This is a genomic window from Stenotrophomonas sp. LC732 (assembly GCF_052446685.1).
Taxonomy (GTDB): Bacteria; Pseudomonadota; Gammaproteobacteria; order Xanthomonadales; family Xanthomonadaceae; genus Stenotrophomonas; species Stenotrophomonas muris.
Map to the genome: position 1 here is coordinate 1,067,728 of NZ_CP199214.1, position 16,510 is coordinate 1,084,237.

Genomic DNA, 16,510 nt, shown 5'->3' on the forward strand with positions numbered 1-16,510 from the left:
CGGGTCCGGCGCCCCCTTGGCTCAGCGCTTGCCGCCCAGCAGGCTGCCGCCGATCTTCAGCAGATCGCCCACGCCGAGCTGGCCGTCACCGTCCTGGTCCAGCACGCTGCCAAGCAGGCCGCCGGCAAGGCCGCCCTGTTGCTGCACCTGCTGCTTTTCCTGGCCGAGGGCCTGGCTGAGCGAGCCGGCATCGGCCTGGCCACCACCGAGGCGCTGGGCGAGGAAGGCCATCACGATCGGTGCGAGCATCTGCAGCAGCTGGCTGGTACGGCCGCTGTCGAGCTGGGTGGCCTGGGCCAGGCCGGTTTCCACCTTCTGCTGGCTGCCGCCGAAGATGTGGCCGAGGATGCCGGCACCGTCGCTGGCGGCGCCACCGCCACCGCCGCCCAGTACCGAGCCGAGCACGCTGCCCAGGTCCAGGCCGCTGTGGTTGTTCTGCAGTGCACCGAGCAGCGCCTGTGCGCCCTGCGGCTGCGAGGCGTTGTTGCCCAGCGCGCCCATCAGCACCGGTAGCGCGGCACTGATCGCACCGGAGGCCTGGGTATCGCTGATGCCGAGCTGCTGCGATACCTGCTGCAGCGGGGCGCCCTGCAGTTTGGCGAGAAGTTCGTCGGTCAGGCTCATCTGCGGAATCCTTGATTGGGGTTGGGCGTGCAGAAGGTACGACGCAGACCGTTAAAACGGCGACGCCGCCTCACGGGGAGGCGGCGTGGCGTTCACGGGGCAGGGCGATCAGAGCTCGATGTCTTCGGCACCCGGGGTCGCGGTGGGGAAGTCCGCTTCCAGCTGGGCCGGCTTGAACGGATCCGTTGGCTGGCTGGCCAGCGCCTTCAGGGCCGCGGCAACACCAGCGCCATAGGCCGGGTCGGCCTTGCTGCAGTTGTCGATGTGGCGCTGCTTGATGAAGTCCGGCGCATCGCCCAGGGCACGGGCGGTGTTGGCGAACAGTCGCTCCTTCTGTGCCTGGTTGTAGCTGCGGAACAGCGCACCGGGCTGGCTGAAGTAGTCGGCGTCGTCCTCACGGAAGTTCCAGAAGTCGGCGTCGCCCCGGATCTTCATCGGCGGTTCGCGGTACTGCGGCTGTTCCTGCCACTGGCCGTAGCTGTTGGGTTCGTAGTGCGGCAGGCCGCCGTAGTTGCCGTCCACGCGCATCGCACCGTCGCGGTGGTTGCTGTGCACCGGGCAGCGCGCCGCGTTCACCGGAATCTGGTGGTGGTTCACGCCCAGGCGGTAGCGCTGCGCATCGGAGTAGGCGAACAGGCGCGCCTGCAGCATCTTGTCCGGCGACGGGCCGATACCCGGCACCAGGTTGCTCGGCGCGAACGCTGACTGCTCCACGTCCTGGTACCAGTTGACCGGATTGCGGTTCAGTTCGAACTGGCCCACTTCGATCAGCGGGTAGTCGCTCTTCGGCCACACCTTGGTCAGGTCGAACGGATGGATGCGGTAGGTTTCCGCCTCCAGTTCCGGCATGACCTGGATGAACAGTTTCCACTTCGGGAAGTCGCCCTTCTCGATCGCGGCGAACAGGTCGCGGCCGTGGCTTTCGCGGTCATGGCCGACCAGGATCTGCGCCTGCGCGTCGGTCAGCGATTCGATGCCCTGCTGGCTGATGAAGTGGAACTTCACCCAGAAGCGCTCGCTGTCGGCGTTGGTGAAGCTGTAGGTGTGCGAGCCGAAACCGTGCATGTGGCGGAAGCTGCGCGGAATGCCGCGGTCGCTCATCACCACGGTCACCTGCAGCAGGGCTTCGGGTAGCAGCGTCCAGAAATCCCAGTTGTTGCGTGCGCTGCGCAGGTTGGTATGCGGGTCGCGCTTGACGGCCTTGTTGAGGTCGGCGAACTTGCGCGGGTCGCGCAGGAAGAACACCGGCGTGTTGTTGCCGACCAGGTCCCAATTGCCTTCTTCGGTGTAGAACTTCAGGGCGAAGCCGCGGATGTCACGCTCGGCGTCGGCGGCGCCACGCTCGCCGGCCACCGTGGTGAAGCGGGCGAACATCTCGGTCTGCTTGCCGACCTTCTCGAACAGCTTGGCGCGGGTGTACTTGCTGATGTCGTGAGTGACGGTGAAGGTGCCGAATGCGCCCGAGCCCTTGGCGTGCATGCGGCGCTCGGGAATGATCTCGCGGTTGAGGTTGGCCAGCTTTTCCAGCAGCCACACGTCTTCCATCAGCAGCGGGCCACGCGGGCCGGCGGTCTTGCTGTTCTGGTTGTCCACCACCGGCGCGCCGAAGGCCGTGGTCATCGGCGTGACCGGTTCATCGCCATGCTTCTGCTTCGGGGTAGTGCTCAGCTCGCGCTGCTGCTGGGCGCCTTCCGCAGGCGACGGCGCGGTGTGATACGGACATTTCGGGCTGTTGTTATCGGACTGGCTCATGGCTGGCTCCTGCGGGTGAAGACGGGATGGAACATCTTCACTCGACTTTAGCTAGGGCCAGATGAAATGAATAATCGAATGATCCGCTCAGTTTGATAGTTTTTGTCAATTGAAACAAAGAATCAGATTTGCCGGATCTTTCGACAGGCCTCCCGCGTGGCGGCGGGAAGCCATGGGTGCGTGCTGCGGTCACAGCAGTGCTTTCAGTCGGTACAGCGCTTCCAGTGCCTGCTTCGGCGTCAGTTCGTCCGGATCGATGGCGGCCAGTGCTTCCTGTGCCTTGTTCGACGGCGCCGCGAACAGGCCGAACTGCTGCGGTGCATCCAATGCCTGCGGCGCCAGCTCGGCGGCATGGCTCTCACCGCCGCGCTGTTCCAGCTCGGCCAGTCGACGGCGCGCCTGCGCCACGGTGGCGCGCGGCAGGCCGGCCAGTGCGGCCACCTGCAGGCCGAAGCTGCGGTTGGCCGGGCCGTCCTTAACGGCGTGCATGAACACCAGCGCTTCACCGTGCTCGACGGCATCCAGGTGCACGTTGGCGATGCCGCTGCGGCCGCCCTCGTGCTGCTCGTCGGCCAGCGCGGTCAGCTCGAAGTAGTGGGTGGCGAACAGCGTGTAGCAGCGGTTCTGGTAGGCCAGGTGGCGGGCCACCGCGTCGGCCAGCGCCAGGCCGTCGTAGGTGGACGTGCCACGGCCGATCTCGTCCATCAGCACCAGCGAATGCGCGGTGGCGTGGTGCAGGATGTAGCTGGTCTCGGCCATCTCGACCATGAAGGTCGACTGCCCGCGGGCGAGGTCGTCACCGGCGCCGATGCGGGTCAGGATGCGGTCGATCGGGCCGATCAGCGCCCGGCTGGCCGGCACGAAGCTGCCGATGTGGGCCAGCAGCACGATCAGCGCGTTCTGCCGCATGTAGGTCGATTTACCACCCATGTTCGGACCGGTGATGACCAGCATGCGGCGGTCCGGATGCAGATCCAGATCGTTGGGTTCGAACGGCTGCTCGCGCACCGCCTCGACCACCGGATGGCGGCCACGCTCGATCTTCAGGCACGGTGCCGTTTCAAGTTCCGGCCGCGACCAGTCCAGCGCCTGCGCGCGTTCGGCGAAGGCGGCCAGCACGTCCAGTTCGCTCAGCGCGGCGGCGCACTGCTTCAACGGTTCCAGCTGTTCGCCGAGGGTGTCCAGCAGCTGCTCGTACAGGTACTTCTCGCGCGACAGCGAACGGTCGCGCGCGGACAGCACCTTGTCCTCGAATGCCTTCAGTTCTTCGGTGATGTAACGCTCGGCATTGGTCAGCGTCTGGCGGCGGGTGTAGTGCACCGGCGCGCGATCGGACTGGCCCTTGCTGATTTCGATGTAGTAGCCGTGCACGCGGTTGTAGCCCACCTTCAGGGTGGGAATGCCGCTGCTCTCGCGCTCGCGCAGTTCCAGGTCAACCAGGAACTGGTCGGCATGGGTGGACAGGCGGCGCAGCTCGTCCAGCTCTTCATCGAAGCCATCGGCCAGCACGCCGCCGTCGCTCAGCTTCAGTGGCGGCATTTCGGCGATGGCGCTGGCCAGCAGTTGTGCGCACGCGTCGTGCTCGCCCAAGGCGGCATGCAGTGCCTGCAGGCGCGGTGAATCCAGCGGCGCCAGCACTTCGCGCACCGCTGGCAGCAGGCCCAGGCCATCGCGCAGGGTGGAGAAATCACGTGGGCGCGCCGAACGCAGTGCGACGCGGGTCAGGATGCGTTCCAGGTCGCCGAGGCGGCGGAACTGTTCGCGGATGTCGGCATCGATGCCGCGATCGATCAGGGTTTCCACCGCATGGTGGCGCTGTACCAGCACCTCGCGCAGGCGCAGCGGGCGGTGCAGCCACCGGCGCAGCAGGCGCCCGCCCATTGGCGTCACCGTGCTGTCGAGCACGCCCAGCAGGGTATTGCGGGTATCGCCGTCGACGCGCGTATCCAGTTCCAGGTGGCGGCGGGTGGCGGCGTTCATCGCGATCGCCTCGGCGGCGGTTTCCATCGCGATCGAGGTCAGGTGCGGCAGGCGCTGCTTCTGGGTTTCCTCGACATAACCGAGCAGGGCGCCGGCGGCGGCGGTGGCACGTGGCTTGTCATCGATACCGAAGCCGCTCAGATCGTGCAGCTTGAAGAAGTTCAGCAGCTGGCGGCGGCCGCTGTCCGCGTCGAACAGCCACGGCGCACGGCGGCGCACGCCGGTGCGGTGGCGCAGGAAGTCGGGCCAGTTCTCCTCGTCGGGCACCAGCAGCTCGGCCGGCTCCAGTCGGGCCAGTTCGGCTTCCAGCGCGTCGTCGGTCTCGACTTCATTGACCAGGAAGCGGCCACCGGCCAGGTCGGCCCAGGCCAGGCCGTAGCCCTGCTTCGTGCGCGACAGCGCCATCAGCAGGGTGTCGCGGCGTTCGTCCAGCAGCGCTTCGTCGGTGACGGTGCCGGGGGTGACGATGCGCACCACCTTGCGTTCGACCAGGCCCTTGGCCAGCGCCGGGTCGCCGATCTGCTCGCAGATCGCCACCGACTCGCCCAGCGCCACCAACCGCGCCAGGTAGCCTTCATAGGCATGTACCGGCACGCCGGCCATCGGAATCGGCGCGCCGCCGGAGCTGCCACGCTGGGTCAGGGTGATGTCGAGCAGGCGCGCGGCCTTGCGCGCATCGTCGTAGAACAGCTCGTAGAAGTCGCCCATGCGGAAGAACAGCAGCGGGTCCGGATACTCGGACTTGGCTGCGAAGAACTGCTTCATCGCAGGCGTGTGTTCCTTCGAGCCCTTGCTGGCGCTGTTGTTTTCTTTAATATCAATCACTTGAGTTGAAGGGCTTTGAGTGGAGTGACGGTGATTCGAGGCGAATGAAGGCGAGTGACGGTGTTTTCTGTAGTGACGATGTAGCGACGGGCGCGGGATGGGGTGGGGTGGGGTGTAGCAACGCCGTGTAGCAATGACCGCGGGCGTGCGTTACTGTAGCAACACCGGCACCCGGAGGGGCATGCGATGAAGAGTCCAGCGTCAAGCAGTAGGGCGGGTTCGCTCAAGTTTAGTTTGACCTACGCCCAGGTGCTGGCGCTGTCGGTCCACAAAGGCCCGGCCTTGGATGCGCAAGGAAAGGTTCGGCTGGTCCCGCGCCCGGACGGGAAGGCTTACGTGGTGCTGGACGGCGGGCCGGGGGCTCCCACGGGGTTTGGCTTCCGGGTCGGCTCCACGATGACCACCTACGTTGGCCAGAAACGAGGGCCCACGGGCACGCCGATCCGCTTCACCTTGGGCAACGTGAGCGACATGGGGCTGGACGAGGCCAGGGAGGCGTGCAGGGAGCACCTGGCGCTGTTGAAGGAAACGGGGAAGAACCCCGTCCACGTCAAGCGCCAGCAGTTGCTGGAAACGCTGGAAAGGGAATCGGAAAAAGAGTTCGGGGATCTGACCCTGCGCGAGGCATTGGAGCGTTACATCGCCCACTTGGACGCCCGCGCAAAGAACAAGAAGATCAAGCCGGCCAGCGTGGACGCGGTGAGGGACAGTTTGGCCCGCCTTTCACGCCCCACGGTTGGGTTGGCGGACAAAACCTTGAACGAGCTCCATTTGGAGGTCATCCAGCAGGCCTTTGATGCTTGCCGGATCAGTTCCATGCAACTGTCCAATCGCATTCCGCGGGACATGAGCAGAAAGCTGGCGGAGGTGGCGGATTGGGCCAAGCTCACCGTTTCCCAGCTGGAAGCGTTGGGCATCACCGGCAAATACATCCAGCGGGTGCGAGCTGCAGGGTTGAGTTCAACGGAACACACGTTTTCGGACGCCAGGCGAGCGGTGGATTTCCTCATCGACGAGGAAAGAGCCCGCGATCATCGGTTTGGCCGTCCCCAGCGCCAGTTCTACAACCCGCTGGTGGTGATCCATACCCGCGACATGCTCCGGGAAGCGCACGAGCTGCGAAACCATTACAGCCGGGCAGAGGTTCGCAATCCCCTGGACGACAAAACGCTGCCCAAGGTCCTCAAAGCCATTGCAGCACGGCGGGACGAACAAGGCGGGCGCAATGCGGCCGGGGCGGACTACCTGCTGCTGACCTTGCTTTGGGGAACACGGCGCAGCGAGGCTGCTCCGTTGCGCTGGTATGACCGCTGCACGCCCGGAGAGTTGTCGCAGGAAATGGTGTCCTGGGTCTGGCTGGCGGGGCCAGAGGACATCAACCCGACCACCAAGCGGGCGGGCAGCCAGGTCTACCTTTTCGAGACCAAGAACAAGGAGCAGCGGTTCTTGCCCGTCACCTACTTCGCCGAGCGCGTCCTGCAGCGGCGCTTCAACGAGCGCGCAGACGATACAGGGGCCAAGCAGGGATTGGAGGCCGCCAAGGCCGCGCTGAGCGCCGCGAGCAAACGGGGTGGGCAACGGGGACTGATCGACGCCTTGGAGGCGGCGGTGGCCGACGCTGAGCACGCGTTGGATCGAACCCGGTTCGTCTTTCCGGCAAGGTCCGGGCGCAGCAAAACGGGTCATTACTCCGACAGCAAATCCATCATCGCCAACGTGCGTCGCGACGCTGGGCTGATCGATTTGCGCGAGGAGGTGGACATCGGCCTGACCCCCCACGATTTGCGTCGCACTCTGGGGCGCTATGCCGAACGGATTCACGGCACCAAGGCCCGGGTCGTGTCGCAGATGCTTCACCACCGGATCAAGGACAAGGATTCCGCGGCCACCGACGCGATCTACACCGAGCAGGAGTGGTCGGTCCTGCGTCAAGCGTTTGCCGTGGTGGAAGAGCACATGATGGCGAGCAGTCCCCGGGTCTGGAACCGCTGGAAGGGCACGGACAAGCCGCGGCTGGATGAGGTCAACGACCCGCCAGTGACGATTTTTGCAGCACGCAACCAGAAGGTGGCGCTCGATGACGAGGATTGAGCCCGTTCGCACAGAAGAGGCGTTCCAAGCCAAAGCGGAAGCCTCTTGGAACGCAGAGTTGGCCCGGGCGAAGAGCGCTGGAGGCGGGTTGGTGTCCGCCAAGGCCGCCGCGTGGTTCTTGGGCATCCATGCCGACACGCTGGGCGAGTGGAGGCGACGCACCCCGCCCACCGGGCCCCGCTTTCAGAAGGCCACCGGCAGCGCCGTCAATGGCCCCAACCAGCGTGTGAAATACGACTACGACGAACTGGTGGCTTGGAAGGATGGGCGTCAGGGCAGGTCAGCGAAAGAGCGTCGGCTGAGCGCTGAGCTGGAGCGCTTGAGCCAACAGCAGCGAGAGCTGGAGCTGGAGCGGCAGATCCACGAGGCCAAGGTGGCATTGGAAAAGCTGCGCAAGAACGCCGGGCGCTTTGCTGCGTTGATCACGTCCCATGAAGGTTGGGCCATTCCCCACCCATGGGCGGTGGTGGGAGGGCTGATTGCCGGGCACGTGCTCACCGTGGACGAGGACACCCTGGATCGCGCCCTGGCCGAGGGCGAACTCTGGGAGGCCCCCCTGGCCGAGGCGCTGCTGGAGCCTTGGACCAGCGTCGCGGCGCGCGAGCCATTCGATGACGCAATGGAGGCGGCACAATCCGCGTTCCAGGCGGCGTGGAGGGCGGTCCGGAACCAAGCCCGTGCGCAAGGCTTGGACGACGGCCTGCCGCCCGCGGCGGACCCAATCACTCGCACACCGTTCCGGTTCTGACCGGCTACCATCGTCATTCCACCCATGCGGCAAACCCATGTCCCTTGATTCCAAGCAGGAAGCGGAAACACAGCTGTTAAAACGCTACAGAAAAACCTGGGGCCAAAAGCACCCGGCGTTCCTGGCCGGCGAGGGCGTCTCCTGGAAGCGTCTGAAGAACGACATTGACCAAGAGGCGAAAGCGGCCAAGGCGAAAACGAAGGTGGAGTTGAGCCCGCCGTGGACATCGGCGCAGGCCGCTGGACTTCTGGGAATCAACCAAAAGGTTTTCCGGGTTCTCGCAACGATGGACAGCGAAACAGGTCCGTTGCTTGCAGACGATGGCAAGCATGCGGCCATTGGCCTGCCCCGACTTCTGGAATGGGCAGAAGGGGTGAGGGGCGCCCCCAAGGTTCGCCGCTGGCGTGAGTCTCGGCGCGATGAGGACTTGCTTGGGGCAACCGTCAAAAGGCCAGCGGCGACGTTCCAAGTGGTCAAAAAAACCCAGATCCGCCTGGGGCTGGTGGACGGCAAGGTGTCAACGCTGGACCTTTCCCACCTCAGTGAAGAGGAGAGGGTTGCACTTGCAGCGCTGCTGCGTGGCGCGCGTGGGGCGCTCCAGCAGGACGAGCGGGGCGTGGTGATGTTCATGCAAAAGGAAGCCACGCTGCCCGAAGCGTTCACGCTGCCCTGGGCGGACGAGGCGCTGAAAAAGGATTGCGCGGGACGCTACAAGGAGCTGCTGGAAAGCGCCCAGGGCGAGCTGGCCCAGCTCCTAACCCGGGTGGAGCAAGACATCCGAAAAGCCCGTGAGGCGGTTGCTCAAGAGGAAAGCCCAACCGCCCAAGCCGTCCAGGCGGCAATGCTGGACATGTGGAGGGGAGAGGAGCGCGACGTGCAGATGCTTCAGTCCGAGGTTCGCGAGGCGTTGTTCGATTTGACCCTGCCGGCTGCCACAGGTCAGGCTCGCAAGCCGTGCCCGTTCTGACCGGAGGCTGGAGCATTTCTCGCCGGCTACCCGCCGGCTCGGTCTTGGAAGAAAAGGCAGGGAGGCCGCGGCTTCCGCCGCAGCCTTGTTCACCCGCTCAAGCCCCAGGTCGCCCTTGGGGCTTTTTTGTGTCCGCACGGGAAAGGGGCAAGCGCCCCTTTTGGGCCCGATTCCCATGTCCTGATCGATAGGCTGGCGCCACACCAATCGACACAGACACCGCCATGCAGCCGCTCATCCTCTCGCTCGACCCCTCGCTCTCGACCCACTTCTCCACCCTGACACCGCAGGTCCTCATCGACGCCCTGGCCGACGCCTTGCCTCAGGCCCTGACCCAGCTCGCCGCTGACACCAGCACGTCGGTCATCGTGCCCAACCGCGACATGCGCGGCCACCACCCCGCCCGGGTGCTCACCCTGCAGCTGGCAACGCTGGACAGCTTCCTGGACGTGGCCGACGCCGCCAACGGCTAAGCCAGCAGCGCAGCGGTAACCCGGGCCTAGGCCCAACCCCCTCAACCCTTTTCGCGAAACGCGGCCGACCAGCCGTGCTGGCGGAGCTTTGCCCAAAAACCCCTCAACCCTGGAGATTTCCCATGAACGCTGCTGCTCACCCCTTCGACCCCAGCGCGCTGTCCCTGCCGAAGCAGCGCAAGAACACCTCGGCCCCTCGCGCCACCAAGCTCGCGTCCGCCATGGTCGGTTACGACCGCCTGCCCGCAGCACAAAGCACGGACACCTGGCTCACCCCGCCGGAGCTCATTTGGGGCAGCCCGAAGGAAGGCTACACTGGCCTGGGGCCCTTCGACCTGGATCCGGCAACGCCCGAGAACGGGATGCCGTGGCCCACCGCGGCTCGGATGCTCAAGCCCAGCGATGACGGCCTGGCGTCGGAATGGCCGGCGGATGCCTTCGTTTTCATGAACCCGCCGTTCGGCCGGGGGCAAGAGGCCTGGATGGAGAAGATGGCCAACCACCCGGGCGGTGGCATCGCCCTGGTGTTTGCGAGGACGGAAACCAAGTGGTTTCAGCGCTTCGTGCTCAACCATCCCAACATCAGCGCGGTGGTTTTCCAGGAGGGCCGCCTGAAGTTCCACCGGGCCAACGGAGACGTAGGTGACGCGCCCCCTGCTGGCCCTGCGTGGATTGCCTACGGCGAGGAGGGTGCCCGTCGCTTGAAGCGGGCGGTCAGGGAGGGGCAGATCCGCGGGTGTTACTTGGAGCTGGATTTCGCGCGTGTGAGTTGGGTGTTGGATGCTGACATGGGGGCGGCCAACGATGAATGAGGTCGCCAACCTGGTGAAGGCCATTCGCGCCATCCCTTCCACCGATGGCAAACCGTGGAATCCGCGGGTTGCAGTCGAAACGTTTGTTCAGCACGCGCTGATGTCACTCGGGATTTACCACGTGAAGCTGGTGGCTCACATCGACCCCAAAGTGCTTGCATTTACCCCCTTGCAAGAAAGAGCCGTCGCAGTGGCCGAGGTGGGGGCGGCCATCACCGCTTACTTCGACGCTGTCGCTGCAAGCAGGCCGTTTGAAGACATTCTTGGGCAGGTCCATGCCGAGCTGCTGGCCAGGAAGGGCGGGGAAGGGCTGGGGCAGTCTTTCACTCCCGGCGATCTTCTCGATCTGGTTCAAGCCCTTGCCACCAACCTCACCTGGCGGCACCCCAGTGCCAGCGTGGGTAACGTCTATGACTGTTGTTGTGGTGCCGGCTCACTGGCCCTGGCCGCGATCCGGAGTCGCCTCAACCTCATTTCAAGCAATGAAATCCGGGTTCGCGCGGGAGACATTGATCCCTTGTGCGCAGCGATGACAGCTTTGCAGATTCACATGAACCAGACCTTTCATTCCCTGCCGCTTAGGGAAGTCAAAGTGACGGTGGGAAACGAGCTGGTCCGAGGAAAAAAGCAGACGGAAGGAGAGGGGCAGGCAGAAGGGGACGAGTTGGCCGACCCTAGGCGATGCGGGTTCTGGTCCCACTCCTTCAACTACGAGTAGGCCGGAGGCCCGCCTTTCCCCTCTCCAAGACTCGGCGGCGAGCAGCCGCCGGCTCTTGCTCCAAGCCGCTTTTGCTTTTGCTCTTCAACCCGCAGAAACCGGGTAACAAGTGCTTGTTACCCCGCTTTCCTGAAAGCCATTCCATACGAAAAATAATCCAACCGTATCGGTTTGTTAGGAAAGACTGCTGGTTAACGCTCCTGCTGGTTAACCCCAAAACCGTTAACCAGCAGCCAAACCAGCAGCAAAACCCTTGTCACGTAAGGCTTTGAAGGCTCCTGCTGGTTTGCTGGTTAATTTTTTTCACTTTTTCTCTGCAACTGTAAAATGTTAAGAATAAGTGAAAATCTCTCGACCAAATGAGACGTTGGCGCGTAGCGTAAACCTGTTTTTTTAACCAGCAAACCAGCAGTTAGCTTATTTTTTGAACAAAAACGAGATTAAACAATCACTTGGAAGGTTTTTAGTTGCTGGTTTGTCTGCTGGTTTAAGAAAAAACAGAAAACCAGCAGAAAAGTTAACCAGCAGCTAAAAAATATTTCTGGGGAAGGGGCTTGACGGTTTCAAGAAACCTGCTTTCTTGAATGTATTACGGATGCAACACGGAGAACCCATGAGCACGCAGCAGAACCAAACCCCACGCAAAGACCCTTTCAATGCCCGCATGGAAAGGGCGTTGATTGAGCGGCTGAAAGCCGAAGCCAAGCGGTCGGGGATTTCTCCCAGCGAGAAGCTGCGCCGGATCCTCGACAACGCGTTGCCGCACGTCGCCTAACCCCACAAACGCGAAACCCCGCCTTGCCGGGCGGGGAGTCGTTGGAGCCGAACTACAATGTCTACGAACAATCTCCCTCAAGATCCGTCGGTCGTCAACCCCCCTGAGGTTGCTTTTCTCATCGAAAAGCACTGGGAGAAAAACCGGCGGGATTACGCCAGCAATCTCAAGGTTGAACAACGGGCCTTGGATCGCCACAAGCAAGCCAAGCTCAACAAAGGCGAGCTGCGCCCGGAAAGCCTGGACTTCTTGTTCGCTCGCCACCTCCAGTTGGGGCTCGACGGCCACCTCTGGGCCAGCGTCCGCGACGAATCCGCGACGCAATCGACGCTGGTCTACCGTTGGAGTGCAAATCACTGGGCGCTGGTTCACCGCGGCCTCGGCGACGGCCTGGCGTCCGACTGGCTCGATGCCAACATCCCCGCAAAGGCCAGCGACAAGCTCGCTTCGAGTTGCTGGGCCTACGCCCGCACCCGCCTAGGCCAGCAAAGCGCGTTGCCGCAGTTGGAACCCAAGCGGGCGGTGGTCCCCTGCGCTGACGCTTACCTGGAAATCACCGCCGACAGCATCCAGGCGTTGGAACCCCAGCCGCGCTACGGCATGACCCACGCCCTGAACATCGCCACGGGCGCCACGCCCGGCCAGCGCTACATCCCCAGCTCCGTGCCGGCCGATAGCCTGCTGGGCAAGTTCCTGGCCCATGCGTTGCCGGACGAAGGCGTGCGCGCCTTGGTGCAGGAGCAGTGCGGGATGACCTTGCTGCCCGGTTCCTATCAGATCGCGGCGTGGTGGCATGGCGCCGCCGGCAGCGGCAAGAGCACGCTGGCCGAGTGCGTCGAAGGCGTCCACAACAAAGTGGCCCGCCTGGACCTGGGCACGTTGAGCGACACGTTTGCACTCGAAGGCATCCTGGGCAGCCAGCTGATCTTGGTGGATGAGGTGGAGTGCGAGAAGTGGAAAGAGGGCACGTTCAAGACCCTGGTCAGCGGCAACGGCATCGCGATCAATCGCAAGCACCTCTCGGTTCTGAACTACCAGTCCAAGGCCAAGTGGATCATCAGCTCCAACTCCGCGCCGTTCTTCCGCGACAAGTCCGGCGGCGTGGCCCGCCGCCTCTCCATCGTGGAGTGGGCGAACGTGATCCCGGAGAGTGACCGCATTCCTGACTTCAGCAAGAAGCTGCTTGCAGAAGAAGGCCAGTTGTTCCTCGACTGGATGCTGGAAGGCGCCCGCCGAGTCGTGGCCCGCGGTCGCTTCATGGCCGACCACGAGCTCCCGGAGGCTGCGCGTGCTTACAAGCAGGCCGTCATCCACAACGCCGATTCCATCGCCGCCTGGGCCCATGCCGACCGCGTGCAGTTCGGTGCCGCCGCTGGCAGTGAGCAGTGGCAAAGCGTCAAGGCCATCCATGCCCGCTATGCGGCCTGGTGCGAGAAGAAGGGCTTTGAACCGGAGGAAATCCTCTCGCAGCGCCAGTTCACCCGCGGCTTGAAGACTGCCGGGCACCTGCGTGGGCGCCCGTCGAATCGGCGCGTGGAGGGCGAGCAGTTGGACTGCTACCTCTGCTGCTGGAAGGGCGAGCAGACCGACGCCGAGCGCGCACAAGAGCAGGAGCTCAAGCGGCTGGAGGCCCTGACCCCAGAAGCCCGCCAATCCGAATCTGAGCAGGCCAAGGCGGCCAACGACGCCCAGAACGAAGCACTGGCCGTCGCCGCCGAACGGCAAGACGAGCAGGACTTCGCCGACATGCCCGATGCCATCCGAGACGTCTTTGGCTTCACCAATACGCCCTACGAGCAGGTCCAGGCGGAACGCCGCGCCGAACGGGAGCGCCAAGCCAAGAACGCCGCCGCATGGGAGAGGCAGGATCGCCGGGAGCGACAGGCGCGCGAGCAACGCAAGGCCGAAGCGGAAAAGAAGAAGGCCGGCTAACCCAGCAACGCCGGGCATTTCCGGGGCAGGCCTTTACAACCGGCGACGTTGCGCTATTGCAAAGGGGTATCCAAACCAAAACGGAGCCCCCATGCCATCGCCCAACCACATCCCCGACGACGCGTTCCCCGAATCGGCCATCAGCCTGGCCGATCTAGAGAGCCCAGAGACACCGGAAGCGGACCCGCAATACTTGCTCGTGCAAAGCGGGTTTGGTCTCCATGTCCGTCTGGGAAAAGACGGCGACCAGGGATTGCGCAGCGAGGACGAAATCGCCGAGCTGGTGCGGCGAGCGTTGTATCACCGCAAGAGTCTGACCCTTCATATCGAGTTCTGACCCGACCCCACCCACAACCACCCGCTTGGAGGCGCAGGAGGTTGAAAAAGATTTGAGGCAACCCCGCATGTCCAAGTATTCCGATCTCATCCAAGCCACCGCCGAGCGAATGCTTGCGCTCATGCAGCAGGGCACCATCCCCTGGCGCCGCCCATGGAATGATCCCGACGCCCCGCAGAACGGCTCGATCAACGGGCCTTGGAACCCGACCACGGGCAAGGCTTATCGCGGCAGCAACACACTCATCCTGCGCGGTGCCCAACTAACCCATGGCTACCAAGACGACCGCTGGCTGACCTATCGCCAGGCCGAAAGCATTGGCACCCAGGTCAAGCGCGGCGAGAAGGGGCAGCGGATCGCCTACTGGGATTTCAGCAAGACGGGCAAGGCCAAAGACGGGGCCGAGCCGTTGACCGAGGGCGAAGAGAAGAACGGATACCAAGGGCCATCGGTGTTCGTCGCCACGGTGTTCAATGCCAGCCAAATGGACGGCATGCCCGAGCCCCCGCCGCCCTTCGTCATGCCCGAGTCGATCCGCAACTTGCGTGTGCGGGAGTTGTTGGACAAGCACCAGCCAAAACTTCATCACGACGGTGGCAACCGAGCGTTCTACTCCATCGCCGCGGATTCGATTCACCTGCCGAAGCACCACACTTTCAGAGATGACGTCAGCTATCAGGCCACGTTGCTCCACGAGTTGGCCCACTGGACCGGCGCCAAACACCGGCTCGACCGCGACCAGGCCGGTCGGTTCGGCAGCCAGGACTACGCAAAAGAGGAACTGGTGGCGGAGTTGTCCAGCCTTTTCATTTCCGAGCGCCTGGGTATTGCCCTGGGCAAGGAGCACGAAGAGCAACACGCCGCCTACCTGCAGTCCTGGATGAAAGCCCTGGCCGATGACCCCAGGACCCTGTTCCGCGCAGCCAGCCAAGCGGAGAAGGTCATGACCTTTTTGGACATCCCGGCGTTTGAACGCGAGCCGCTGCCGCAGGTCAAGAAGGAGCAGGACATGGAGCAGGGGCGAAAGACGGAAGCCGGTCGAAGGACCCCATCGCGACGCAAGGAACGCCAGGTTGCTTAGCGCAGGTAGGGGGTTGACCTTTTGAGGTTTCGAGTTAGAAATGAATGTGCTGGGGGAAGTCCCGGCTGTGGTCCGATTCCTCTACTTCTAACTGAGAACTTTTCCAGGGTGAGCGGTTAGAAGGTGGTTGGGTGGTTATCCTTGCTGTTGTTATAATCCTTGGTTTCCGACGTTTGCCGTCGTCGGGGTTGAAAGAATGCTTGGTTAGTGATTTCCTAGGCCGTTTAACTAAGCGCCATGTTGTTTCTTGAGCTTCTTACGCTGGATTGAGAGGGGTGGCGAACGCCACCCTTTTCTCTTTGCAGCCCCTTGCGCATCCCCTTTTCTTTGTTATGGGTATTTCTACTCACACAAAAAAGGAGGATCTATGCGCAATCTTTGTTTGTCGGCCATCGCCGGTGCGTTGCTGCTCTCTGCGGGGTGTTCCAGTCAGCCCGGCACTGCTCCACTTGAGAGCGAAACTGCGGCCACTTCCGTGATCCTGTTGGGGGAGGTAGACCTGCCCAAGGGCGCGACCCTGGACGATTTCCCCAGCCTTCTCAATGCCGGGGGTATCGCTTGGGAGAAGGTCCAAGAAGGAAGGGTTCAGCTCGAAGGCTCCTTCGACCGTCCTTGGAGCGACGGCCGTTCGTTGGCAGTGGCCGTTGACGTTCTCGGCCGAACCACCCGGTTGATCGTGCGGGCTGGCGACCAGCCACGGCTTTCACCGCCGGCCGTTTGTGTTCGCGGTGTTGGGAGGGATGCCGTCGCGTCGGATATTTCGGAAGCGCATCCCTGTAAGTAACGAGAAAGGCGGCGAAAGCCGCCTCTTTCTTTTCCAGATCCCCTTGCGCAAACCAAACCTTTTGTTATGGATGGTGCAACCCATTCAAAAAAGGAGGCCTCATGCGCGTTTTGGTTCTTTCTCTGGCCCTTGTCGGCCTGCTCCCCTTGACGGCCTCGGCTGCTGACACTACTTCCGCCCGCCGATACGGCGCCAGCGAAACCTTGTCCGTTCAGAACGCCCGCCTGGGCGAGGTGCTGATGGTCCGCAGCGTGGACATCAAATCTGACAATCGCCTCAACGCCGGTTCCGCCATCGGCGCGGCCGTGGGTTATGGGGCCGCTCGCGAGGTCAAAGGCGACTACCGCAGCGCCGCCAGGGTGGCGGGTGGGGTGATTGGGGGCGTCGCCGGCACGGCCATCCAAAACGGGGTGAGCAAGCGCCGCGGGATGGAAGTGTATGTCCGCCATCTGGAGACCGGAAAAGTCATTGCCATTGTTCAGGCCGATGACCTGCCGATCCGCGCCGGTGACAAGGTGTTCTTGACGGGTAGGGGCAGCAAGACCCGCGTTGTGCCGATTGAGGGGCAGCGCTGATGGATGGCTCCACTCAAGCAGTGCTAGACCCGTGTT

At 63.5% G+C, this 16,510-nt stretch carries 14 protein-coding genes; 11 read left to right on the top strand and 3 right to left on the bottom strand.

What is annotated here, in order from left to right; translation table 11 throughout:
* Positions 1-21: 21 nt before the first annotated feature.
* From ACT6SE_RS05165 to mutS, 3 genes are all read right to left on the bottom strand, one after another.
* On the bottom strand, positions 22-624 hold the full coding sequence (locus ACT6SE_RS05165) for a DUF937 domain-containing protein (protein ID WP_046429556.1): 603 nt from the start codon (positions 622-624) through the stop codon (positions 22-24).
* Positions 625-732: 108 nt separating this feature from the next.
* Positions 733-2,376, bottom strand: a complete 1,644-nt coding sequence (locus ACT6SE_RS05170; RefSeq protein ID WP_444811106.1) for a catalase — start codon at positions 2,374-2,376, stop codon at positions 733-735.
* 189 nt (positions 2,377-2,565) lie between these two features.
* Positions 2,566-5,121, bottom strand: a complete 2,556-nt coding sequence (gene mutS / locus ACT6SE_RS05175; RefSeq protein WP_444811107.1) for a DNA mismatch repair protein MutS — start codon at positions 5,119-5,121, stop codon at positions 2,566-2,568.
* A gap of 294 nt (positions 5,122-5,415) precedes the next feature.
* Between mutS and ACT6SE_RS05180 the strand changes: the two genes are divergently transcribed.
* From ACT6SE_RS05180 to ACT6SE_RS05230, 11 genes are all read left to right on the top strand, one after another.
* On the top strand, positions 5,416-7,272 hold the full coding sequence (locus ACT6SE_RS05180) for an integrase arm-type DNA-binding domain-containing protein (RefSeq protein ID WP_224119354.1): 1,857 nt from the start codon (positions 5,416-5,418) through the stop codon (positions 7,270-7,272).
* A gap of 91 nt (positions 7,273-7,363) precedes the next feature.
* Positions 7,364-8,020 carry a nucleotide-binding protein gene (locus ACT6SE_RS05185; RefSeq protein WP_235319588.1) on the top strand — a complete coding sequence of 219 codons (657 nt, stop codon included), beginning with the start codon at positions 7,364-7,366 and terminating at the stop codon, positions 8,018-8,020.
* 37 nt (positions 8,021-8,057) lie between these two features.
* Entirely contained in the window at positions 8,058-8,987 is a 930-nt protein-coding gene (locus ACT6SE_RS05190) for a hypothetical protein (RefSeq protein WP_046429566.1), read from the top strand.
* Between the two features lie 224 nt (positions 8,988-9,211).
* Positions 9,212-9,460 (top strand): hypothetical protein, encoded by a 249-nt coding sequence (locus ACT6SE_RS05195; protein ID WP_046429568.1) that lies wholly within the window; start codon positions 9,212-9,214, stop codon positions 9,458-9,460.
* Positions 9,461-9,582: 122 nt separating this feature from the next.
* The gene (locus ACT6SE_RS05200; protein WP_229295621.1) at positions 9,583-10,272 is read left to right on the top strand and encodes a phage N-6-adenine-methyltransferase; all 690 of its coding nucleotides are present in this window, start codon (positions 9,583-9,585) and stop codon (positions 10,270-10,272) included.
* Entirely contained in the window at positions 10,265-10,990 is a 726-nt protein-coding gene (locus tag ACT6SE_RS05205) for an N-6 DNA methylase (RefSeq protein WP_033833383.1), read from the top strand. The genes ACT6SE_RS05200 and ACT6SE_RS05205 overlap by 8 nt, the downstream gene beginning before the upstream one ends.
* A 613-nt stretch (positions 10,991-11,603) precedes the next feature.
* Entirely contained in the window at positions 11,604-11,765 is a 162-nt protein-coding gene (locus tag ACT6SE_RS05210) for a DUF3450 domain-containing protein (RefSeq protein WP_136191690.1), read from the top strand.
* 57 nt (positions 11,766-11,822) lie between these two features.
* Complete coding sequence (locus tag ACT6SE_RS05215; RefSeq protein WP_180834177.1) at positions 11,823-13,697, top strand: DNA primase family protein; 1,875 nt, start codon at positions 11,823-11,825, stop codon at positions 13,695-13,697.
* Positions 13,698-13,788: 91 nt separating this feature from the next.
* Positions 13,789-14,034, top strand: coding sequence for a hypothetical protein (locus tag ACT6SE_RS05220; RefSeq protein ID WP_049433832.1), 246 nt, complete (start codon positions 13,789-13,791; stop codon positions 14,032-14,034).
* Between the two features lie 67 nt (positions 14,035-14,101).
* Positions 14,102-15,115, top strand: coding sequence for an ArdC family protein (locus ACT6SE_RS05225; RefSeq protein WP_057502475.1), 1,014 nt, complete (start codon positions 14,102-14,104; stop codon positions 15,113-15,115).
* Between the two features lie 885 nt (positions 15,116-16,000).
* The gene (locus ACT6SE_RS05230) at positions 16,001-16,474 is read left to right on the top strand and encodes a hypothetical protein (protein WP_049420820.1); all 474 of its coding nucleotides are present in this window, start codon (positions 16,001-16,003) and stop codon (positions 16,472-16,474) included.
* Positions 16,475-16,510: the final 36 nt, after the last annotated feature.